Source organism: Enterobacter sp. CPE_E1241 (genome assembly GCF_045618265.1).
Taxonomy (GTDB): Bacteria; Pseudomonadota; Gammaproteobacteria; order Enterobacterales; family Enterobacteriaceae; genus Enterobacter; species Enterobacter adelaidei.
Map to the genome: position 1 here is coordinate 1994080 of NZ_JBIWYV010000001.1, position 22204 is coordinate 2016283.

Genomic DNA, 22204 nt, shown 5'->3' on the forward strand with positions numbered 1-22204 from the left:
CTGCAATTTAGCATATTGCCTTTAAAGATCGGGCGAAATTGATGACCAGCAGGTAGACTTAGGCACAAATAACGCGTCTTTATGAAGAGGAACTGATGACGTATCAACAAGCTGGACGCATCGCGGTCTTAAAACGTATTGCTGGCTGGGTGATTTTTATTCCAGCTGTCATTTCTACGCTGATCTCTGTACTGAAATTTATGTACGATCACAGCGAAAAACAGCCGGGTATTAATGCGGTAATGCTTGATTTTGCGCATGTCATGATTGAGATGATGCGTTTTAACACACCATTCTTGAATGTCTTCTGGTTCAACTCACCCACCCCGGATTTTCATCAGCAACTGAATATCGGCTTTTGGGGCATTTACGCACTGATCTTTATCGCCCTCGCATTGCAGGCCTCTGGCGCACGAATGAGTCGTCAGACGCGCTTTCTACGCGAAGGGGTTGAGGATCAGTTAATTCTGGAGCAGGCTAAAGGCCCGGAAGGGATGAGTCGGGAGCAGATTGAATCCCGCATTGTTGTGCCGCGTCATACCATTTTTCTGCAAATTTTCCCGCTCTATATCCTCCCGGTGATCATCATTGTGGCGGGATACTTCTTCTTCTCGCTGCTCGGTTTTCTGTAACAGATAAGGGTGGCGAAAGAGCCACCCTTATCTGCCTTCACGCGGCAAGTATACGTTCAAGGGCCCGCTGCGCGTTGACCAGGTGCTCCCCGCCAAACAGGATGGCTCGGTTCATCAGCGTATAAAGCTGATACACCGGCTGGCGATCGAGGAAACCGGGCGGCAGGGGGGAAACCGACTGGTACCCATCGTATATTTGCGGTGGCTGTTCCGGATGCAGCGGCAACATGGCCAGATCGCATTCTCTGTCACCCCAGTAGCAGGCCGGGTCAAAAATATAAGGGCCGTTGGGGCCTAGCGCGCAATTATTTGACCACAAATCGCCGTGTAGCAAAGAAGGCTGAGGCTGGTGGGATGCCAGACGCTGCTGAACGTGCTCAACGATGGCATCTATATTGCCAAATTCCAGCCCTTTTTCTGCGGCCAGCTCAAGTTGCCAGCCAATGCGTTGCTCAGCAAAAAACGTCGACCAGCGACGCTGCCAGGCATTAGGTTGTGGGGTAGTGGAGAGATCGTTGTCGAAATCGAGACCAAACTGCGGCTGGTCGCTCCATTGATGCAGGCGCGCTAACTGTTGGCCGAGAATGAAAGCATTATGGGCATCTAACGGACGGGCTGGGAGATATTCCATCACCAGAAAGCTGTAGTCTCGGTCACTCCCCACGGCCAGAACTTGTGGGACCGTCACCGTTTTACTGCGCGACAACAGTTCCAGCTGGTCAGCTTCGGCGGTAAAGATCGGAAGCAGTTCCCGCTCATCACATTTAACGAAAAGGTCGCGTCCAGCGTAGCGTAAATGCCACGCGGCGTGGATCTCTCCGCCTGGCAGTTCGTTACGCAGTTCAATTTCACCTTCACCCAGTTGTTCACTTAAAAGATGACTGATAGCCTGCCACATGTTGTCTCTCCCATGTTGTCTGCCAGATCATAAAGTTAGCGCATAATTGCGGTAAAAAAATACGAACTAACGCACACCTGAGCGGTTTAAATTCATGCAGGGCACTTATTGTTCTTTTTTCTTCCAGCTTTCCCAGGTTTCCACGTCAATTTCGGCAGGCTTGTCAGTCACGCTTTCCACCAGACTGGTGCCCAGCGCATGTACCTCTTCCTGGCTCAGGGGACTGATTATGCCGAATGTCAGCGTGCCTAAATCATGAACATTGCCCTCGTCATCCGTGAGCGTGAGGAGAAAATTAGCCCGGGTGAACGCGTTGTTGAGCTCATTCAGCTCGGTGAGCGATGCTTCATGAAGGTTGACGGTTACAACGTAGCGGGTGATGTCACCACTGCTCATAATTCACCTCATTGTTATCATGAAAGTTTTCTTAGCATAGTCGATAGTCTGTGTTTGGCGACTACGATGTGAATTTCCCCTCCATAAAGAAGGGGAACGGGTGTTAATTGCGTGACAGGTAATCAACGATTTTTTGCGTATCGGCCAGTGAACAGAGACGCGTGCCCTGGTTGATGGTTGCAGCACTCCCCGCCGCCACACCGTAGCGTGTCATTTCCAGCAGTGATGCGCCCTGTGCCAGTTTCAGCGTCATTGCACCGACCATGCTGTCACCGGCACCCACTGTACTCTGACTTTTCATTGGGGGTGGCACAACCTGAACGGACGACGATTCATCGACTGCCAGCGCCCCCTGAGGACCAAGGGAGACCACAACGCGTCGCGCTTTACCGCTGCGCACCAACTCCTGTGCGGCGGTGCGAACATCATCTGGTTGTGTCAGTTCGCGGTTGACCAGTGCACTCAACTCTTTCTGGTTGGGTTTAACCAGCTCAAGATTGCCAGGCACTAATGCAGCCTGCAGGGCATCGCCGCTGCTGTCGACAATGCAGCGGATCCCGCGTTGTTGTGCAGCCCGGATGAGCGCTGTTAATTTTTCCGTGCTCACGCCGGGTGGCAGGCTGCCGCTTACCACCAGCAGCGCGCCGCTTTCTATCGTCAGCACTTTCTCTTCAAGCTGACGAAACTCGTCATCGCTGAGCTTCGCCCCCGGCATGACAAAACGGTACTGCTCGCCGCTGGATCCCACGTGGACATGCAGGTTTTGCCGCGTCCAGTCTTTGGCCTCGACGGTCTCTACGGCCACCTGTTCATCTGCCAGCAGAGAGACCAGGTGTTCACCGGTGGCACCACCCGTGGGGAAAATGGCCGTGGCTTTGCCGCCGAGGTGGGTAATAGCGCGCGCCACGTTGATCCCGCCGCCGCCGGGCTCAAAGACCGGGGCGCTACAGCGCAATTTACCTTCCGGGTAAATCTGGGGCGTCAGGGTGGCGGAATCAAGGGAAGGGGAGAGCGTCAGAGTGTAGATAGAAACCATCATTACCTCCTTTTAGTATGGGTTCTTATTAGTCTGGCACCATTTATCAGGAAGGCAATGTAAATAACAGTATGATTTTAAATATGAATAGGGATGAAATAACATTTTGGGGATATATAAAATAAAACGCAATTTGAGATCGTTCTTATTCAAAAAATGAAATAAGAAAACATTGCTATGTTATTTGCGGCTTTTTATAATTTGTTACCTTTCTCTGGATGCCTTGTCATTGATCCTCAAGAAAGATTCCGGGACCGTGTGGTCTCTTTTTTTGTTGTACGGACTCCTTAATAAAATGAAGCTTTTGAAGACAGTACCCGCTGCACTGATGCTGGCGGGTGGCGTGTTTGTGGCAATGAACGCGAGCGCCGATGATACCGTTTTTACTGTCATGGACGATCCCACCACCGCGAAAAAACCGTTTGAAGGTAACCTGAACGCCGGGTACCTGGCACAATCCGGTAACACGAAAAGCTCCTCTCTGACAGCGGACAGTACGCTCACCTGGTACGGTAACACCACCGCATGGTCTCTGTGGGGAAATGCCAGCAACACTTCCGCTAATGATGAACGCTCTTCCGAGAAATATGCGGTAGGCGGACGTAGCCGCTACAACATGACTGACTATGACTACCTGTTTGGTCAGGCAAGCTGGTTGACTGACCGCTACAACGGTTATCGTCAGCGTGATGTGTTCACTGCGGGTTATGGTCGTCAGTTCCTGAATGGCCCGGTACACAGCTTCCGTTTTGAATTCGGTCCTGGTGTTCGTTATGACGAGTACACCGATGGCGATACCAAAACCCAACCTCTTGGCTACGCTTCCGGCACCTATGCCTGGCAGATGACCGACAACACCAAATTTACCCAGGGTGTTTCAGTATTTGGTGCCGACGATACGACGCTGAACTCCGAGACAGCGCTGAACGTGGCTATCAACGAACACTTTGGTCTGAAAGTGGCTTACAACGTGACCTGGAACTCTTCACCGCCAGAAACTGCACCGGATCATACCGATCGCAGAACCACTGTTTCACTGGGTTATAGAATGTAATAATGGCGGGCCGATGAAGATGTCGGCCCGTTTTACATCTTAGGCCTGTTGACGTACTTTCTGATGACGACTATTCGCCTCTAGCCCCAAATCATTGCCGCCCAACGCAGTAACAGCATAGCGCCGCAGATGGCTATCAGCACCAGCACCATTTTCCAGTGTTTTACGGCAAATCGTTTTGTTGGCATAACCTAATCCTTGTTCCTTGATACGCATAGTCTATCAAACAGGGCAGAAAAATGCCCCATCGCAGGGCGCGATTAGGTTATACCCGCTTAGGTGAGGCTCAGAACCAGTGGAATCGTTCGGCGAGAATCAACAATAAACCTGTGGCTGAAAGGATGTTCAATATCACAACCGTTCTACTAGATACGTTCATGGTATGCACCTTTGGGTTTAATGACCTGTTCAAGAGTAGCCCATCATCTCTGGAATGCGAGCTCCGGGGATATGCAACCGGCAAATTCATGCAAAAGTGCCAGCACACCAATCTGCCAGCAGAGGGTGCAATCTCCCTTTTGTTAGTGTTAACATTGCAAGGCTTGCCGTAAATCGGACGTTGTCTGATTTTCCTGCGGGTGAATGATGACGAACCAATTTGACGATTGTTGGTCAGATGGTGTCGTAATCTATTGTCAAATCACGATTATTTTCTTTGTATATGCTCTTATGTGTGGGGCATCACTGCAAATAAGGATATAAAATGCCTGTAATTACTCTTCCTGATGGCAGCCAACGCCATTACGACCACGCTGTTAGCCCAATGGATGTTGCCCTGGACATTGGTCCTGGTCTTGCGAAAGCGACCATCGCTGGCCGTGTTAACGGTGAGCTGGTGGATGCTTCCGATTTGATCGAAAATGATGCAACGCTTGCAATCATTACAGCGAAAGACGAAGAAGGTCTGGAGATCATTCGCCACTCCTGCGCACACCTGTTAGGTCATGCCATCAAACAGCTGTGGCCAAACACCAAAATGGCGATCGGTCCGGTAATCGACAACGGTTTTTACTACGACGTTGACCTTGACCACACCCTGACTCAGGAAGATATCGACGCGCTCGAAAAACGTATGCACGAGCTCGCCGAAACGAACTATGACGTCATCAAGAAGAAAGTCAGCTGGCACGAAGCGCGTGAAACCTTCGTGAAGCGTGGCGAGAGCTATAAAGTCTCTATTCTTGATGAAAACATCTCCCATGATGACAAGCCTGGCTTGTACCATCACGAAGAATACGTCGACATGTGCCGTGGACCGCACGTGCCGAATATGCGCTTCTGTCATCACTTCAAGCTGATGAAAATTGCAGGCGCCTACTGGCGTGGCGACAGCAACAACAAGATGTTGCAGCGTATCTACGGGACTGCATGGGCCGATAAAAAAGCACTGAATGCTTATCTGCAGCGCCTGGAAGAAGCCGCGAAGCGTGACCACCGTAAAATTGGTAAGCAACTTGACCTGTACCACATGCAGGAAGAAGCGCCGGGTATGGTGTTCTGGCACAACGACGGCTGGACCATTTTCCGTGAACTGGAAACCTTCGTTCGTTCCAAGCTGAAAGAGTACCAGTACCAGGAAGTAAAAGGCCCGTTCATGATGGACCGTGTGCTGTGGGAAAAAACCGGCCACTGGGACAACTACAAAGATGCGATGTTTACTACCTCTTCCGAGAACCGTGAATACTGCATTAAGCCAATGAACTGCCCGGGGCACGTTCAGATCTTCAACCAGGGTCTGAAGTCCTACCGCGACCTGCCGCTGCGTATGGCAGAGTTCGGTAGCTGCCACCGTAACGAGCCATCAGGTGCGCTGCATGGTCTGATGCGTGTTCGTGGTTTTACTCAGGATGATGCGCATATCTTCTGTACGGAAGATCAGGTACGTGACGAAGTTAACGCCTGTATTCGTATGGTCTACGATATGTACAGCACCTTTGGCTTCGAGAAGATCGTGGTCAAACTCTCAACGCGTCCGGAAAAACGTATCGGCAGCGATGAGACCTGGGACCGCGCAGAAGCGGATCTCGCCGTTGCGCTGGAAGAGAACGGCATTCCGTTCGAATACCAGTTGGGCGAGGGCGCATTCTACGGTCCGAAAATTGAATTTACCCTGTATGACTGCCTCGATCGCGCATGGCAGTGCGGTACTGTACAGCTGGACTTCTCCCTGCCGCAGCGTTTAAGCGCCTCTTATGTTGGCGAAGACAACGAGCGTCAGGTACCGGTAATGATTCACCGTGCAATTCTCGGTTCTCTGGAGCGCTTCATCGGCATCCTGACTGAAGAGTTCGCCGGCTTCTTCCCAACCTGGCTTGCGCCAGTGCAGGTCGTGGTGATGAACATTACCGATTCTCAGGCGGATTACGTTAAAGAATTGACGCAGAAACTACAAAATGCGGGCATTCGCGTAAAAGCAGACTTGAGAAATGAGAAGATTGGCTTTAAAATCCGCGAGCACACTTTACGTCGTGTCCCGTATATGTTGGTCTGTGGTGATAAAGAGGTGGAAGCAGGCAAAGTTGCCGTTCGCACCCGCCGTGGTAAAGACCTGGGCAGCCTGGACGTAAGTGAAGTGATTGAGAAGCTGCAACAAGAGATTCGCAGCCGCAGTCTTCAACAACTGGAGGAATAAGGTATTAAAGGCGGAAAACGAGTTCAAACGGCACGTCCGAATCGTATCAATGGCGAGATTCGCGCCCAGGAAGTTCGCTTAACAGGTCTGGAAGGCGAGCAGCTGGGGATTGTGAGTCTGAGAGAAGCAATCGAAAAGGCTGAAGAAGCTGGAGTAGATTTAGTTGAAATCAGCCCTAACGCCGAACCGCCAGTTTGTCGTATCATGGACTACGGCAAGTTCCTTTATGAAAAGAGTAAGTCTTCTAAGGAACAGAAGAAAAAGCAAAAAGTTATCCAGGTTAAGGAAATCAAATTCCGTCCTGGTACCGACGATGGCGATTATCAGGTAAAACTCCGCAGCCTGATTCGCTTTCTGGAAGATGGCGATAAGGCCAAGATCACGCTGCGTTTCCGCGGTCGTGAGATGGCCCACCAACAGATTGGTATGGAAGTGCTTAACCGCGTCCGTGACGATCTGAGTGAACTGGCAGTAGTCGAATCCTTCCCTACGAAGATCGAAGGCCGCCAGATGATCATGGTGCTCGCTCCTAAGAAGAAACAGTAAGGCCTTCAAGCAGCAAAATCTGTGGAGCCTTCGGGTTTCATAGGTTTTGTTCGCCTATGTTTCGTTTATTTAACAATGCGAAGTGGAAGTTATTAAGATGCCAAAAATTAAGACCGTACGCGGTGCTGCTAAGCGCTTCAAAAAAACCGGTAAAGGTGGTTTTAAGCACAAGCACGCTAACCTGCGTCACATTCTGACTAAGAAAGCTACCAAGCGTAAACGTCACCTGCGTCCAAAAGCCATGGTTTCTAAAGGCGATCTGGGCCTGGTAATCGCGTGCCTGCCGTACGCATAAGTCGTTAACGTTTAACTTTTTTAACTTAGAATAGATACAGGAGAGCACACATGGCTCGCGTAAAACGTGGTGTAATTGCACGTGCACGTCACAAGAAAATTTTGAAACAAGCTAAAGGCTACTACGGTGCGCGTTCACGCGTATACCGCGTTGCCTTCCAGGCTGTTATCAAAGCAGGTCAGTACGCTTACCGTGACCGTCGTCAGCGTAAGCGTCAGTTCCGTCAACTGTGGATTGCGCGTATCAACGCAGCAGCACGTCAGAACGGTATTTCTTACAGCAAATTCATCAACGGCCTGAAAAAAGCCTCTGTTGAAATCGACCGTAAGATCCTGGCTGACATCGCAGTATTCGACAAAGTAGCGTTCACTGCTCTGGTCGAAAAAGCGAAAGCAGCACTGGCATAAGCCAGTTGAGAGAGGGGGCTTAGCTCCCTCTTTTCATTTAACACCATCAGAAGATTGACTTTTACCGGTGCAACCTTTTCAATAAGGTCTCAACGGTATTTACCACACAAGGTAACGCAAGCATGAATGCTGCTATTTTCCGCTTCTTCTTTTACTTTAGCACCTGAATTCAGGAGGCTAGCGCGTGAAAGATGAAACGAAAAACAGCGCCAGATAAGCCTCCCGATGGAGGCTTTTTTTGTGCCTGAATTTGAGAGAATAACTCCACCAAATCGGTGTCTGCACCGACATAATGAGGAAAATCATGTCACATCTCGCAGAGCTGGTTGCCAGTGCAACAGCCGCCATTAATCAGGCCTCAGATGTTGCCGCGTTAGACAATGTCCGCGTCGAATATCTTGGTAAGAAAGGGCACCTGACCCTTCAAATGACAACCCTGCGTGAACTGCCGCCAGAAGAACGCCCGGCAGCGGGTGCGGTAATTAACGAAGCCAAAGAGCAGGTGCAGCAGGCGCTGAACGCACGCAAAGCTGAGCTGGAAAGTGCAGTGCTGAATGCGCGTCTGGCTGCAGAGACTATCGACGTTTCTCTGCCGGGTCGCCGCATCGAAAACGGCGGTCTGCACCCGGTTACCCGCACCATCGATCGCATTGAAAGTTTCTTCGGTGAGCTCGGCTTTACCGTGGCGACTGGCCCGGAAATTGAAGATGATTATCACAACTTCGATGCCCTGAACATTCCCCGCCATCATCCGGCACGTGCTGACCACGACACTTTCTGGTTCGACGCCACGCGTCTGCTGCGCACCCAAACTTCCGGCGTTCAGATCCGTACCATGAAGGATCAGGAACCGCCAATCCGTATTATCGCGCCGGGCCGTGTATATCGTAACGACTACGATCAGACCCACACGCCAATGTTCCACCAGATGGAAGGCCTGATTGTTGATAAAAACATCAGCTTCACCAACCTGAAAGGCACGCTGCATGATTTCCTGAATAACTTCTTTGAAGAAGATCTGCAGGTTCGTTTCCGTCCGTCCTACTTCCGTTCACTGAACCGTCTGCGGAAGTTGACGTGATGGGTAAAAATGGCAAGTGGCTGGAAGTGCTGGGTTGCGGCATGGTGCATCCAAACGTACTGCGCAACGTAGGTATCGATCCGGAAGTTTACTCCGGCTTTGCGTTCGGTATGGGCATGGAGCGTCTGACCATGCTGCGTTACGGCGTGACCGATCTGCGTGCATTCTTCGAAAACGATCTGCGTTTCCTCAAACAGTTTAAATAAGGGCAGGACAGAACAATGAAATTCAGTGAACTGTGGTTACGCGAATGGGTGAACACCACGCTGGACAGCGAAGCGCTTTCTAACCAGATCACCATGGCTGGCCTGGAAGTTGACGGCGTTGAGCCGGTTTCAGGTGCCTTTAATGGCGTGGTCGTAGGTGAAGTAGTTGAATGCGGCCAGCATCCTAATGCAGACAAACTGCGCGTAACAAAAGTGAACGTGGGCGGCGAGCGCCTGCTGGATATCGTCTGCGGTGCGCCAAACTGCCGTCAGGGGCTGAAAGTTGCTGTGGCAACCGTCGGTGCGGTACTGCCGGGCGATTTCAAAATTAAAGCGGCTAAGCTGCGCGGTGAGCCGTCTGAAGGCATGCTGTGCTCGTTCTCCGAGCTGGGTATTTCCGACGATCACAATGGCATCATTGAGCTGCCGTTGGATGCGCCAATTGGCACCGATATCCGTGAATACCTGAAGCTTGATGACAACACCATTGAAATCAGCGTCACGCCAAACCGTGCTGATTGCTTAGGTATCATCGGCGTAGCGCGCGATGTTGCGGTGCTGAACCAGGTTGAGCTGAACGTACCAGACATCACGCCAGTAGCTGCAACCATTACCGACACTCTGCCAATTCAGGTTGAAGCCGCCGATGCGTGCCCGCGTTACCTGGGGCGTGTTGTGAAAGGCATTAACGTTAAAGCGCCAACCCCTCTGTGGATGAAAGAGAAACTGCGTCGCTGTGGTATTCGCTCCATTGATGCGGTTGTTGACGTCACTAACTACGTTCTGCTGGAGCTTGGCCAGCCAATGCACGCGTTCGATAAAGATCGTATCGAAGGCGGAATTATTGTACGTATGGCGAAAGAGGGTGAAACCCTGGTTCTGCTGGACGGCAGCGAAGCAAAACTGAACGCTGATACCCTGGTGATTGCAGATCATGGTAAAGCGCTGGCGATGGGCGGTATCTTCGGGGGCGAGCACTCAGGCGTGAACGACGAGACGCAAAACGTCCTGCTGGAATGCGCCTTCTTCAGCCCGCTCTCCATCACCGGTCGCGCGCGCCGTCACGGCCTGCATACCGATGCCTCCCACCGCTACGAGCGCGGCGTTGACCCGGCGCTGCAGTACAAAGCGATGGAACGTGCAACGCGCCTGCTGATCGATATCTGCGGCGGCGAAGCTGGCCCGGTTATTGATGTGACAAACGAAGACACTCTGCCAAAGCGCGCAACCATCACTCTGCGTCGCAGCAAGCTGGATCGTTTGATTGGGCACCACGTTGCCGATGCGCAGGTCACCGACATTCTGAAGCGCCTGGGCTGTGAAGTCACCGAAGGTCAGGACGAATGGAAGGCCGTTGCGCCATCATGGCGTTTCGACATGGAGATCGAAGAAGACCTGGTGGAGGAAGTGGCTCGCGTATACGGTTACAACAACATCCCTGATGAGCCTGTACAGGCGGGTCTGGTGATGGGCACCCACCGTGAAGCTGACCTGTCTCTGAAGCGTGTGAAAACCATGCTCAATGATAAAGGTTACCAGGAAGTGATCACCTACAGCTTTGTTGATCCGAAGTTGCAGCAGTTGATCCATCCGGGCCAGGAAGCGCTGATCCTGCCAAGCCCAATCTCCAGCGAAATGTCCGCGATGCGTCTGTCTCTGTGGACAGGGCTGCTGGGTACGATTGTTTACAACCAGAATCGCCAGCAAAACCGTGTGCGAATTTTCGAAAGCGGTTTGCGCTTTGTACCGGATAATCAGGCAAATTTAGGCATCCGTCAGGATCTTATGCTGGCTGGTGCCATCAGCGGTAACCGCTATGAAGAGCATTGGGATCTGGCGAAAGGGACGGTTGATTTCTACGATATGAAGGGCGATCTGGAAGCAATTCTCGATCTGACCGGTAAATTATCTGAAATTGAATTCCGTGCAGAAGCCATTCCGGCACTGCATCCGGGGCAAAGTGCAGCCATTTATTTAGACGGCAAACGTGTTGGTTTCATTGGTGTTGTTCACCCTGAGCTGGAGCGTAAACTGGATCTGAATGGCCGTACCATCGTGTTCGAGCTGGAGTGGAACCCGGTTGCAGACCGCGTCATTCCTCAGGCGCAGGACGTGTCACGCTTCCCGGCGAACCGCCGTGATATCGCGGTTGTGGTCGCGGAAAATGTGCCCGCAGCAGATATTTTGGCCGAATGTAAGAAAGTTGGCGTAAATCAGGTAGTTGGCGTAAACTTATTTGACGTGTACCGCGGCAAGGGCGTAGCAGAAGGTTTCAAGAGCCTTGCTATCAGCCTTATCCTTCAGGATACCAGCCGTACACTCGAAGAAGAGGAGATTGCCGCTACCGTCGCCAAATGTGTAGAGGCATTAAAAGAGCGATTCCAGGCATCATTGAGGGATTGAACCTATGGCGCTTACAAAAGCTGAAATGTCAGAATATCTGTTTGATAAGCTTGGGCTTAGCAAACGGGATGCCAAAGAGCTGGTAGAGCTGTTTTTCGAAGAGATCCGTCGTGCTCTGGAAAATGGTGAACAGGTAAAACTCTCCGGTTTTGGCAATTTTGATTTGCGAGACAAAAACCAACGTCCGGGCCGCAACCCGAAGACGGGGGAAGATATTCCCATTACAGCTCGCCGCGTGGTGACCTTCAGACCCGGCCAGAAGTTAAAAAGCCGTGTCGAAAACGCAACGCCCAAAGCAGAGTAATATGAACTAACTAAAAAGGCCGCTCACGCGGCCTTTTTTCTTTGCGCTCTTTGGCAAACCCGCCGTAAAATCAATTACATCTTACGTCAATAAAACTGTACACATGCTTGATTACGCCTATCGCCAGCACCGTTCCGATCAACGTCGCCTGTTTTTGCTGGTGCTGCTTCTTGTTGTCGCCGCCGGCATAAGCCTGTGTGCGGGCGACAGGTGGATAGGGCCTGAAAGCTGGATGAGCCCTGACGGGCAGATCTTCATCTGGCAAATACGTCTGCCGCGCACCGTGGCGGTGATCCTGGTGGGGGCTGCACTGGCGCTCTGCGGCACCATTATGCAGGCATTGTTCGACAACCCGCTGGCGGAACCCGGGCTGCTCGGCGTATCGAACGGCGCAGGCGTGGGGCTGATAGCGGCCGTCATGCTTGGCGGGGGAGCACTTTCCGGGTGGAGTATCAGCCTGAGCGCCATTACTGGCGCATTGCTGATAACGCTCATTCTCCTGCGTTTCGCCAGACGGCACTTATCGACCAGCCGTCTGCTGCTTGCCGGGGTAGCGCTGGGTATCATCTGTAGCGCGCTGATGACCTGGGCGGTCTATTTCTCGACCTCCTTTGACCTGCGTCAGCTGATGTACTGGATGATGGGCGGTTTTGGGGGCGTGGACTGGCACCAGGGCTGGCTGATGGTTCTTCTGATCCCGGTCATATTGTGGGCGACCATGCAGGCACAACCACTCAACATGCTCGCGCTGGGTGAAACATCCGCTCGCCAGCTCGGGATGCCACTGGTGTTCTGGCGTAATGTGCTGGTTATTGCCATTGGCTGGCTGGTGGGGGTCAGCGTGGCGCTGGCGGGGGCGATTGGTTTTATCGGGTTGGTTATTCCGCATATGCTTCGCCTGTGTGGCCTCACCGACCATCGAACCTTACTTCCGGCCTCGGCAGTCGCCGGGGCGGTAACACTGCTGGTGGCCGATATCATAGCCCGGCTTGCCCTGACAGCCGCGGAACTGCCCATTGGTGTAGTGACCGCCACGCTGGGCGCGCCGGTATTTATCTGGCTACTATTAAAAGCCGGACGTTAAATCACGATCCGTAAGACAACCAGAGGGAATGCTATGCAGTCAGATATCCTGAACACCAAAGTGACCACCATTGATGGCGATAACACCACGCTGGAAGGCTACAAAGGCAATGTATTGCTGATCGTCAACGTGGCATCCAAATGTGGCCTGACGCCACAGTACGAGCAGCTGGAGAACATTCAGAAAGCGTGGGAGAAAGACGGTTTCACCGTGCTGGGTTTCCCCTGCAACCAGTTCCTGGGCCAGGAGCCGGGCAGTGAAGAAGAGATCAAAACGTTTTGTAGTACGACCTACGGTGTGACGTTCCCGCTGTTCAGCAAAATTGATGTTAACGGCGAAGATCGCCATCCGCTGTATGCCAAGCTGATTGCTGCCGCGCCGACAGCCGTTGCGCCAGAAGGCAGCGGCTTTTATGAACGTATGGCGAGCAAAGGTCGGGCACCGCTCTACCCGGATGATATTCTGTGGAACTTTGAAAAATTCCTGATTGGTCGTGATGGCCAGGTGGTTCAGCGTTTTTCACCGGATATGACGCCTGAAGATCCGATTGTCATGGAATCTATCAAGCTGGCGCTGGCGAAATAATGTCGTTGCTGATGCAGCTCACGGACGTTGCCGAGAAGGGACGTCTGGAGCCGATAACCGGTACCCTCAATGCGGGAGAGATCCTGCATCTTGTTGGGCCCAACGGCGCAGGGAAGAGCACGTTGTTGGCCCGTATGGCGGGGCTAACCTCCGGGCAAGGGCAGATATCGCTGCTGGAGCATACTCTAACTGACTGGTCGCCGGTCTCGCTGGCGCACCGGCGCAGTTACCTTGTGCAGCAACAAATGCCCCCTTTTGCGATGCCTGTCTGGCATTATCTGATGCTGCATTTGCACGACAAACAACATACGGCACTGCTGACTGAAGTGGCTGCGGCCCTGGGGCTAGAAGATAAACTGTCCCGACACGCCAGCCAGCTTTCCGGCGGAGAATGGCAGCGGGTGCGCCTGGCGGCGGTCATTGTTCAGATTCACCCGGCAGGTAACCCTCACGGGCGGATGCTGCTTCTGGATGAGCCGATGAGCGGTCTGGATGTGGCGCAGCAGGCGGCGCTGGATTCGCTGTTAAGTAGTCTGAGCCGAAAGGGTATCGCCGTGGTAATGAGCAGTCATGACCTCAACCATACCTTGCGGCATGCCCACCGGGTGTGGTTGCTGTCACGTGGAAAGATGATCGCCAGCGGGATGCGGGATCAGGTTCTTACGCCGCCAAATCTTGCCCTTGCGTACAATATGTCTTTCCGCAGGCTGGATATAGAGGGTCATAAGATGCTGATTTCTACCGGGCAGGAGTAACCGTTTCTTGCCTGTTAGCACAATTGCACGCTAAATTACGAAAAGAACAAAAAAAGCAGAGGATTCGTCTGAAAATGCGATTCTGGTTTCTCCTGATGGCAGCGTTATTTCTCGCGGGATGCAGTAGCCATCGTGCGCCGCCGCCTAACCCACGGCTTTCAGATTCTATCACTGTCATTGCCAGCCTCAACGATCAGCTGAGCAACTGGCGCGGTACGCCTTATCGCTATGGCGGCATGAGCCGTGGCGGTGTAGATTGTTCTGGTTTTGTCCTGATGACGTTCCGCGACAAGTTTGACTTACAGCTTCCGCGCGAAACGCGCAAGCAGGCAGAAATAGGGACTGAAATTGATAAAGATGAGCTTCTGCCTGGAGACCTGGTGTTTTTCAAAACCGGGTCGGGTGAAAGCGGTCTTCACGTTGGAATTTATGATACAGACAATCAGTTTATTCACGCCTCGACCAGTCGCGGAGTGATGCGATCTTCTCTCGATAATGTGTACTGGCGTAAAAACTTCTGGCAAGCACGACGTATTTAGTCTGCCCCGGATGTGTCTTTATGACGGCATGGTAGCGAATAAAACATGCCGTTTTTTCGCAAATAAGATGATTAAAGTTAAATTTACCTAAAATTAGCTAAGCCCGCATGTGTCTGTTTTATCTAAAACTGGCTATTATTCAGTAACCAGGATAAGATTATTTTAGATTCAGGGATAAATCTGAAAATTAATACGGAACTAATGAAATTAATCTTATTAAAATCAAGACAGTGGAATTGTGTCGGCAATTGCTCCAGGATGTCCTCTCTCATCTTTAATGCGGGGCGAGTGCAATGATAATTACGCTAGATAATGCTTACCAGTCTGAACTATTGTTCATGCCTGCCCGTAATAGTGCAGGTGAGCTTAAAGGTTTAGAGGTTCTGGTTAACTTTACTGGCGTCGGCACTGATGTAAGGATCCCCACTGACCTCGTTATCCCTCGTCTTACAGCGACAGAAGAGTTAGCGTTGTTTAACGAGAAACTGCAATTGCTTGATACCTGCAAACTGTTTTTTATTCAGCATCAGTTAATTGCATGGATCAATATTACACCTGTTATTGTTGAGTTTTTATTAAGCAATGGAAACGCTGTTTCAATCCTTGAGCGTTATCCGTTTATTGAGTTTACTGTTAATGAGAACTATCCAGGTTTAAATAACGGAAAAGACGATCTCCAGTTGGCAAGAATGGCGATTCATTTCCCGTTGGTTCTGGCAAACTTTGGTGCAGGCGCAGCATCCCTCAAAGCCGTCTATGATGGATTATTTAAACGGGTGATCATCGACAAAGGGTTCATTCAGCAGCGTGCATCGGAGCTCTCTTTTGAACCTTTTATGCGTGCAATTCTCTGGCAAATAACACCACATTGCCAGTCTGTCATCGTAGCCGGAATCGACGATCACAACCTGTTGCAACGTGTCTTGTCCTTTAACGTCGGCGCGATGCAGGGAGCGCTCTGGCCAGCGGTCAGTGCAGAGCACGTCACCACGCTGGTTCAGCGATAACCCTTTCTTTCACCCGTGTTTAAGTGCGGGTAAACCCTCTACACTAAAAGCAGGAGGACTTATGACCCTGTCTTTTACTGCTCACTGGCATGACGAGTTGCCTGGTTTTTACACAGCACTCAAACCAACACCCTTACAAAATTCGCGTCTTATCTGGCACAACGATCGGCTGGCAGAGGAACTGGCGATTCCACCTGCCATGTTTCAGCCTTCAGACGGCGCTGGCGTCTGGGGGGGCGAAAAGCTCCTCGCAGGCATGCAACCCCTGGCTCAGGTCTATAGTGGACACCAGTTTGGCGTCTGGGCGGGGCAACTGGGCGACGGCAGGGGGATCCTGCTTGGTGAACAACAGCTTCCCAACGGGGAGACGGTTGACTGGCACCTGAAAGGCGCAGGCCTTACCCCTTACTCGCGGATGGGGGATGGGCGTGCGGTATTACGTTCAACGATTCGTGAATGCCTGGCATCTGAAGCGATGCATGCGCTGGGGATCCCGACCACCCGTGCGCTGTCGATTGTCACCAGCGACACGCCGGTTGCGCGCGAAACGATGGAAAAAGGGGCGATGCTGATGCGCATTGCGCAAAGTCATTTGCGCTTTGGCCATTTTGAGCACTTTTACTATCGCCGCGAGACGGAAAAGGTGCGTCAGCTTGCAGACTACGCTATCGCTCATCACTGGCCACATTTGCAGGATGAGGATGATAAATACGTTCTCTGGTTCCGGGATGTGATTGCCCGTACTGCATCAATGATCGCGCGCTGGCAAACGGTAGGATTCGCCCACGGCGTCATGAATACGGACAACATGTCGCTCCTGGGGTTGACCTTTGATTACGGTCCGTTTGGGTTCCTGGATGATTATCAGCCGGGATATATCTGTAATCACTCCGATTATCAGGGCCGTTACAGCTTTGACAATCAGCCTGCGGTTGGATTGTGGAACCTGCAACGTCTTGCGCAAACGCTGTCACCGTTTATCGACGTTGATGCCCTGAATGACGCGCTCGATAGCTATCAGGATATTTTGCTGCGTGAATACGGCATGTTGATGCGCAACAAGCTGGGGCTGATGACCCAGGAAAGGGGGGATAACGAGATCCTCAATGACCTGTTTGCCCTGATGGCGCGTGAAGGCAGCGATTACACCCGCACTTTCCGGATGCTGGGCCAGACGGAGCAGCACAGTGCCGCCTCACCGTTGCGGGACGAGTTTATCGACAGGCAGGCGTTTGACGACTGGTTTGCCCGGTACCGCACGCGGTTGCAGCAAGAGCAGGTTGACGATACCACCCGGCACGCGCAGATGAACGCGGCGAACCCGGCGATGGTGTTACGCAACTGGCTGGCCCAACGGGCGATTGAGCAGGCAGAGCAGGGTGAGTATGACGAGTTACACCGTCTGCATGTGGCGTTACGCACGCCGTTTGCCGACAGGGATGACGATTACGTCAGCCGCCCGCCTGACTGGGGCAAGCGGCTGGAGGTAAGCTGCTCAAGTTAGTCATTTTGCCGGGTGACGCGACGCTCACCCGGCTTACCCGTCACTGTGCGACCCACCCACCATCCATGTTCCATGCGACGCCCCGGACATTTACGGCGCTGTCGCTGCACAAAAATAGCGCCAGTTCGCCCAACTGTTCCGGGGTGACAAACTCACCTGAAGGCTGTTTCTCCGCCAGAAGCTGGTCTCGTGCCTGGTCTGGTGCGACGCCATCGGCAATGCGTTTGTCGATTTGCTGTTGTACCAGAGGAGTCAGTACCCAGCCCGGGCAGATCGTATTGGCGGTAATCCCCGTGCGGGCGGTTTCGAGCGCCAGGGATTTCGTAAAGCCCACCACGCCATGCTTGGCGGCGACATAGGCCGACTTTTCTTTTGACGCGACTAGCCCATGAACGGAGGCAATGTTAATGATGCGGCCCCAGTTTTTCTCGCGCATGGCAGGCAGTGCCAGCCGGCTGGTGTGAAACACCGAAGAGAGATTCAGCGCGATAATGTCGTTCCATTTCTCTACCGGAAATGCCTCAACCGGGGCCACATGCTGTATTCCGGCATTGTTAATCAGAATATCCACACTACCAAACTGCGATTCGACGTAGCGCATCATGGCTTCAATTTGCAGTACGTCACGCAGGTCTGCATCGTGATAGCCCGGCTTTTTGCCGAGTTGCGCAATCTCTTCTCTTGCTGATTCGCTGTCGCCGAAACCGTTGAGGATCAGCTGCGCCCCGGCCTTCGCCAGCACGCGGGCGATCCCAAGTCCAATACCGCTTGTCGAACCGGTCACCAGAGCGGTTTTACCCTTCAGATTCATTTTTCTCTCCTTAAACAATGCCGGTCAGATAGAACACGGCAATGACAAAAAGCACTGCCAGACTTTTTATGAGGGTGATGGCGAAAATACCGCCATAGGCCTGACGATGACTCAGGCCGGTGATTGCCAGCAAGGTAATCACCGCGCCATTGTGGGGAAGCGTGTCCATACCACCGCTTGCCATCGAGGCCACGCGGTGCAGAACTTCCAGAGGAATATTGGCGGCGTGCGCAGCGGCAATAAAGCTGTCAGACATTGCCGCGAGTGCAATGCTCATCCCCCCGGAGGCGGAACCGGTGATCCCGGCGAGGACGGTCACGCTGATCGCTTCGTTTAACAGCGGGTTTGGGATCGCGGCCAGCCCTTTTGACAGCACCAGAAAACCAGGCAGTGCAGCAATAACGGCCCCGAAACCATATTCAGAGGCCGTATTCATCGCTGCCAGAATGGCGCCGCTGACCGCCGTCCGGCTGCCTTCAGCCAGACGCCCGCGGATATTGCGAAAACCAAAAATCAGCACCAGCATGATGCCGGAGATCAGCGCCGCCTCCACGGCCCAGATGGCGGTGATTTTACTCACCTCGGTCACAATCGGTTTCGCCAGACCTGGCAGGGTGAGCTCATGGCTCGTACCGTACCAGCCAGGGATCCAGCGGGTAAACAGCAGGTTGAGGATACCCACCAGCAGCAAAGGGGAGATAGCAATCAGCGGATGTGGCAGATTTATGTTGTCCGGCGTTTCTGGTTCATTTTTGAGATCCGAGCCGTAACCTTCATTGTTATTGAGTGCTTTACGGCGCTGACGCTCCAGCCAGAGCAGGCCAAAACAGATAATAAACAGGGAACCGATCACCCCAAGCCACGGCGCGGCCCAGGCGTTAGTACCAAAGAAGCTGGTGGGGATAATGTTCTGGATTTGAGGCGTGCCGGGCAGGGCGTCCATGGTAAACGAAAATGCCCCCAGCGCCACGGTGGCCGGGATCAGCCGTTTGGGGATACCGCTCTGGCGGAACAGTTCGGCGGCAAACGGATAGACCGCAAACGCCACCACGAACAGCGAAACACCGCCATAGGTTAACAGTGCACAGACCAGAACAATGACCGGTATCGCGTGGCGACGACCGAGGATCCGAATGGCGGAGGCGACGATCGATCGTGAGAAACCGGAAAGCTCAATCAGCTTGCCAAAAACGGCACCCAGCAGAAACACCGGGAAGTAGAGCTTGACGAAGCCCACCATTTTTTCCATAAACAGACCGGTAAACGTCGGTCCGACAGCCCCCGGGTCGGTCAGCAACACTGCACCCAGCGCCGCAATCGGCGCAAACAAAATAACGCTATATCCGCGATAGGCCGCCAGCATCAGCAATGCCAGTGCCGCCAGGGCAATTAACACACTCATTACGACTCCTCACTATCATTGTTATATTCGGGTACCAACGAGATGTTTAACGCTCGACGGTCAGAGCGATACCTTGTCCGCCGCCTACGCACAGGGTGACGAGCCCTTTTTTAACCTCCCGACGCTGCATTTCGTACAGCAGCGTGACGAGAATGCGGCAGCCGGATGCACCAATCGGATGACCCAGCGCAATCGCGCCACCGTTGACGTTCACCCTGGACTCATCCCAGCCGAGCAGCTTGCCCACCGCCAGCGCTTGCGCCGCAAAGGCTTCATTGGCTTCAATGAGATCCACGTCATCGAGCGTCCAGCCAGCCCGCGCCAGAGCCGTCTGACAGGCACTGACCGGACCAATTCCCATCACGGATGGGTCGACGCCCGTCACGGCGTAACTCGCGATGCGGCCCAGGATCGGCAAACCGCTTTCCCGCGCTTTTTCCTCGCTCATCAACAGCACCGCGGCGGCACCATCATTGAGCGTTGAGGCATTACCCGCCGTGACCGTGCCTTCCTCGTGTAAAAACGCGGGGCGCAGTTGCGCGAGCTGTTCTGCGGTGGTTCCCGGCCGGGGCTGTTCATCACGGCTGATGATCAGGGGCGGCTTTTTACCCTGTTTCACCGTCACTGGCACTATCTCGGCGTCGAATCGACCGGATTCAGCCGCGGATGCAGCTTTTTGCTGCGACCGGGCGGCAAAGGCATCCTGCTGCTCACGAGAAATGCCGTACTGTCGGGCGATGTTTTCTGCGGTGATCCCCATGTGGTAATCGTTGAACGCATCCCATAGCCCGTCGGTAATCATGCTGTCCTGCAGGCCCGTATGACCAAAACGCAATCCTGATCGCGCACCGTCCAGCAGATAAGGCGCGTTGCTCATGCTCTCCTGACCGCCCGCGATAACCACGTCGGCATCGCCACAGCGGATCGCCTGCGCGGCCAGTTGCACCGCTTTTAAGCCCGCACCACACACCAGATTGACCGTTGTCGCGGGCGTTTTGACAGGTAACCCGGCGCGGATTGCCGTCTGGCGCGCGGGGTTTTGTCCACAACCTGCCGTCAGCACTTGACCGAAGAGCAACTCGTCTATTTGATCTGCATGCAAACCGCTGGTCGCAAGCAGGTGTTGTACCGCTACTGCACCCAGTTCAACTGCAGAAAGGGAGGCGAGCGAGCCGCGAAAACCACCCACAGGGGTTCGTGCTGCCCCGACAATCATGACGTTTTTCATGTTGAGTCCTCAGCTGAAGCGCATCTCGCGAACGTCGTCCGCCACTGTTATTTTCCCGGCCGTTTTCGCCACGATCTCGTCGATACTCACCCCCGGAGCGTATTCCCGAAGAATGAACGTGCCGTCCTTGATCTCCAGTAACGCGAGGTCGGTTAAGACCCGACGGATGCAGCCCACGCCCGTGAGAGGCAGCGTGCAGCGGGGGAGCAGTTTTGATTCACCACTTTTTGAGGCGTGAGTCATCACCACTATGATGTTCTGTGCCCCGGCAACGAGATCCATTGCTCCCCCCATCCCTTTCACCATCTTCCCGGGGATCATCCACGAGGCGATATTCCCTTCGACGTCCACTTCAAACGCACCCAATACGGTCAGGTCGACATGACCGCCGCGGATCATGGCAAACGACTGAGCCGAGTCGAAAATGGCAGCACCGATCCGCGCGGTTACCGTCTGTTTACCGGCGTTAATCATGTCGGCGTCGAGGTTCCGTTCATCCGGAAATTCCCCCATTCCCAGCAGACCGTTTTCCGACTGAAGCATCACATCCATCCCCGGCGGAATGTAGTTCGCCACCAGGGTAGGGATGCCGATCCCCAGGTTGACGTAGTAACCGTCGTGCAACTCGCGAGCGACGCGCATTGCCATCTGTTCACGGGTCAACATTGTCAGACTCCTTCCGCGCGCAGCGTGCGCTGTTCAATGCGTTTTTCAAACTGGCCGACAATCACTCTGTCGACGTAAATTCCCGGGGTGTGAATGGCAGACGGTGGCAGTTCACCCGGTGGCACAATTTCTTCCACCTCTACAACGGTTATCCGGCCCGCCGTGGCCATCAGCGGATTAAAGTTTTGCGCGGTATGGCGATAGATAACGTTGCCGTACCAGTCTGCTTTCCAGCCTTTGATAAGCGCGAAATCACCCGTAATGGCCTCTTCGAGGATGTAGTGTTTCCCCGCAAACTGACGAATTTCCTTGCCAGTCGCAACGGGAGTGCCATAGCCGGTGGCGGTGTAAAATGCCGGAATGCCCGCGCCGCCCGCGCGCACCTTTTCCGCCAGCGTGCCCTGAGGCGTGAGTTCAATCTCCAGCTCACCGCTCAATACCTGTTGCTCGAATAGCGCGTTCTCACCCACGTAAGACGCCACCACCTTGCGTACCTGCCGCGTCTCAAGCAGTATTCCGAGGCCGAAACCATCCACGCCGCAGTTGTTTGAAACCACCGTCAGATCGTTCACCTGACGGCGTCTGACTTCTGCAATCAGGTTCTCTGGGATGCCACACAAGCCGAAACCGCCTGCCAGCAAGGTCATTCCGTTCGTCAGCCCATCCAGCGCTTGCGCATAGCTACTGACGCGTTTATCCAGTCCCGCCATCGTCATCTCTCCCGTTGTCCGTG

General features: G+C 53.3%; 25 protein-coding genes, 1 pseudogene and 1 other annotated feature. Of the genes and pseudogenes, 16 read left to right on the forward strand and 10 right to left on the reverse strand.

Annotation, left to right across the window (positions count from 1 at the left end; translation table 11 throughout):
- Nucleotides 1-95: 95 nt before the first annotated feature.
- Entirely contained in the window at nt 96-632 is a 537-nt protein-coding gene (locus ACJ9Y9_RS09710; RefSeq protein WP_028017218.1) for a YniB family protein, read from the forward strand.
- 37 nt (nt 633-669) lie between these two features.
- On the opposite strand, the gene ACJ9Y9_RS09715 is transcribed toward ACJ9Y9_RS09710, so the two are convergent.
- The 3 genes from ACJ9Y9_RS09715 to pfkB all read right to left on the reverse strand — a co-directional run bounded on the left by ACJ9Y9_RS09715 (nt 670) and on the right by pfkB (nt 2962).
- Nucleotides 670-1530, reverse strand: a complete 861-nt coding sequence (locus ACJ9Y9_RS09715; RefSeq protein WP_028017219.1) for a fructosamine kinase family protein — start codon at nt 1528-1530, stop codon at nt 670-672.
- A 105-nt stretch (nt 1531-1635) separates the two neighbouring features.
- Nucleotides 1636-1926: a type V toxin-antitoxin system endoribonuclease antitoxin GhoS gene (gene ghoS, locus ACJ9Y9_RS09720; RefSeq protein WP_028017220.1), complete on the reverse strand. Its 291-nt coding sequence runs from the start codon at nt 1924-1926 to the stop codon at nt 1636-1638.
- A gap of 103 nt (nt 1927-2029) precedes the next feature.
- Nucleotides 2030-2962, reverse strand: a complete 933-nt coding sequence (gene pfkB / locus ACJ9Y9_RS09725; RefSeq protein ID WP_028017221.1) for a 6-phosphofructokinase II — start codon at nt 2960-2962, stop codon at nt 2030-2032.
- Nucleotides 2963-3257: 295 nt separating this feature from the next.
- On the opposite strand from pfkB, the gene ACJ9Y9_RS09730 reads away from it, so the two are divergent.
- The gene (locus ACJ9Y9_RS09730; RefSeq protein WP_028017222.1) at nt 3258-4016 is read left to right on the forward strand and encodes a YdiY family protein; all 759 of its coding nucleotides are present in this window, start codon (nt 3258-3260) and stop codon (nt 4014-4016) included.
- A gap of 80 nt (nt 4017-4096) precedes the next feature.
- Here the strand turns inward: ACJ9Y9_RS09730 and yniD are convergent, their stop codons facing one another.
- Nucleotides 4097-4204 (reverse strand): small membrane protein YniD, encoded by a 108-nt coding sequence (gene yniD / locus ACJ9Y9_RS09735; RefSeq protein WP_008500658.1) that lies wholly within the window; start codon nt 4202-4204, stop codon nt 4097-4099.
- Between the two features lie 98 nt (nt 4205-4302).
- On the reverse strand, nt 4303-4485 hold the full coding sequence (gene yncL / locus ACJ9Y9_RS09740) for a stress response membrane protein YncL (RefSeq protein WP_080282767.1): 183 nt from the start codon (nt 4483-4485) through the stop codon (nt 4303-4305).
- A gap of 234 nt (nt 4486-4719) precedes the next feature.
- On the opposite strand from yncL, the gene thrS reads away from it, so the two are divergent.
- From thrS to selO, 14 genes and pseudogenes are all read left to right on the forward strand, one after another.
- On the forward strand, nt 4720-6648 hold the full coding sequence (gene thrS / locus ACJ9Y9_RS09745; protein WP_028017224.1) for a threonine--tRNA ligase: 1929 nt from the start codon (nt 4720-4722) through the stop codon (nt 6646-6648).
- A 3-nt stretch (nt 6649-6651) separates the two neighbouring features.
- Nucleotides 6652-7194, forward strand: a complete 543-nt coding sequence (gene infC / locus ACJ9Y9_RS09750; RefSeq protein WP_023616141.1) for a translation initiation factor IF-3 — start codon at nt 6652-6654, stop codon at nt 7192-7194.
- A 97-nt stretch (nt 7195-7291) separates the two neighbouring features.
- Nucleotides 7292-7489, forward strand: coding sequence for a 50S ribosomal protein L35 (rpmI, locus tag ACJ9Y9_RS09755; RefSeq protein ID WP_001124225.1), 198 nt, complete (start codon nt 7292-7294; stop codon nt 7487-7489).
- Between the two features lie 50 nt (nt 7490-7539).
- Nucleotides 7540-7896 carry a 50S ribosomal protein L20 gene (gene rplT, locus ACJ9Y9_RS09760; RefSeq protein WP_000124850.1) on the forward strand — a complete coding sequence of 119 codons (357 nt, stop codon included), beginning with the start codon at nt 7540-7542 and terminating at the stop codon, nt 7894-7896.
- Between the two features lie 117 nt (nt 7897-8013).
- Nucleotides 8014-8138, forward strand: a sequence feature (Phe leader region).
- Entirely contained in the window at nt 8019-8063 is a 45-nt protein-coding gene (gene pheM, locus ACJ9Y9_RS09765) for a pheST operon leader peptide PheM (protein WP_001386830.1), read from the forward strand. (Overlaps the previous feature by 45 nt.)
- Nucleotides 8139-8200: 62 nt before the next feature.
- Nucleotides 8201-9183: pseudogene (gene pheS / locus ACJ9Y9_RS09770) on the forward strand (phenylalanine--tRNA ligase subunit alpha).
- 15 nt (nt 9184-9198) lie between these two features.
- Nucleotides 9199-11586 (forward strand): phenylalanine--tRNA ligase subunit beta, encoded by a 2388-nt coding sequence (pheT, locus tag ACJ9Y9_RS09775; protein WP_028017225.1) that lies wholly within the window; start codon nt 9199-9201, stop codon nt 11584-11586.
- Between the two features lie 4 nt (nt 11587-11590).
- Nucleotides 11591-11890 carry an integration host factor subunit alpha gene (gene ihfA, locus ACJ9Y9_RS09780; RefSeq protein WP_003857805.1) on the forward strand — a complete coding sequence of 100 codons (300 nt, stop codon included), beginning with the start codon at nt 11591-11593 and terminating at the stop codon, nt 11888-11890.
- Nucleotides 11891-11993: 103 nt separating this feature from the next.
- Nucleotides 11994-12974 (forward strand): vitamin B12 ABC transporter permease BtuC, encoded by a 981-nt coding sequence (btuC, locus tag ACJ9Y9_RS09785; RefSeq protein ID WP_028017226.1) that lies wholly within the window; start codon nt 11994-11996, stop codon nt 12972-12974.
- A 33-nt stretch (nt 12975-13007) separates the two neighbouring features.
- Nucleotides 13008-13559, forward strand: a complete 552-nt coding sequence (locus tag ACJ9Y9_RS09790; RefSeq protein WP_028017227.1) for a glutathione peroxidase — start codon at nt 13008-13010, stop codon at nt 13557-13559.
- Nucleotides 13559-14314 (forward strand): vitamin B12 ABC transporter ATP-binding protein BtuD, encoded by a 756-nt coding sequence (btuD, locus tag ACJ9Y9_RS09795; RefSeq protein WP_028017228.1) that lies wholly within the window; start codon nt 13559-13561, stop codon nt 14312-14314. The genes ACJ9Y9_RS09790 and btuD overlap by 1 nt, the downstream gene beginning before the upstream one ends.
- A gap of 74 nt (nt 14315-14388) precedes the next feature.
- Nucleotides 14389-14853: an NlpC/P60 family protein gene (locus tag ACJ9Y9_RS09800; RefSeq protein ID WP_028017229.1), complete on the forward strand. Its 465-nt coding sequence runs from the start codon at nt 14389-14391 to the stop codon at nt 14851-14853.
- Between the two features lie 293 nt (nt 14854-15146).
- Nucleotides 15147-15860: an EAL domain-containing protein gene (locus ACJ9Y9_RS09805; RefSeq protein ID WP_028017230.1), complete on the forward strand. Its 714-nt coding sequence runs from the start codon at nt 15147-15149 to the stop codon at nt 15858-15860.
- A 61-nt stretch (nt 15861-15921) separates the two neighbouring features.
- Complete coding sequence (gene selO / locus ACJ9Y9_RS09810; RefSeq protein WP_028017231.1) at nt 15922-17364, forward strand: protein adenylyltransferase SelO; 1443 nt, start codon at nt 15922-15924, stop codon at nt 17362-17364.
- A gap of 40 nt (nt 17365-17404) precedes the next feature.
- Here selO and ACJ9Y9_RS09815 read toward each other — a convergent pair whose 3' ends face one another.
- The 5 genes from ACJ9Y9_RS09815 to ACJ9Y9_RS09835 are packed head-to-tail and all read right to left on the reverse strand — an operon-like array spanning nt 17405 to nt 22181.
- Nucleotides 17405-18175 (reverse strand): 3-hydroxybutyrate dehydrogenase, encoded by a 771-nt coding sequence (locus tag ACJ9Y9_RS09815; protein WP_028017232.1) that lies wholly within the window; start codon nt 18173-18175, stop codon nt 17405-17407.
- Between the two features lie 10 nt (nt 18176-18185).
- Nucleotides 18186-19577, reverse strand: coding sequence for a GntP family permease (locus ACJ9Y9_RS09820; RefSeq protein ID WP_028017233.1), 1392 nt, complete (start codon nt 19575-19577; stop codon nt 18186-18188).
- A gap of 46 nt (nt 19578-19623) precedes the next feature.
- Nucleotides 19624-20805: an acetyl-CoA C-acetyltransferase gene (locus ACJ9Y9_RS09825; protein WP_028017234.1), complete on the reverse strand. Its 1182-nt coding sequence runs from the start codon at nt 20803-20805 to the stop codon at nt 19624-19626.
- 9 nt (nt 20806-20814) lie between these two features.
- Nucleotides 20815-21471 carry a CoA transferase subunit B gene (locus ACJ9Y9_RS09830; protein ID WP_028017235.1) on the reverse strand — a complete coding sequence of 219 codons (657 nt, stop codon included), beginning with the start codon at nt 21469-21471 and terminating at the stop codon, nt 20815-20817.
- 2 nt (nt 21472-21473) lie between these two features.
- Nucleotides 21474-22181 carry a CoA transferase subunit A gene (locus ACJ9Y9_RS09835; RefSeq protein WP_028017236.1) on the reverse strand — a complete coding sequence of 236 codons (708 nt, stop codon included), beginning with the start codon at nt 22179-22181 and terminating at the stop codon, nt 21474-21476.
- Between the last annotated feature and the right edge of the window lie 23 nt (nt 22182-22204).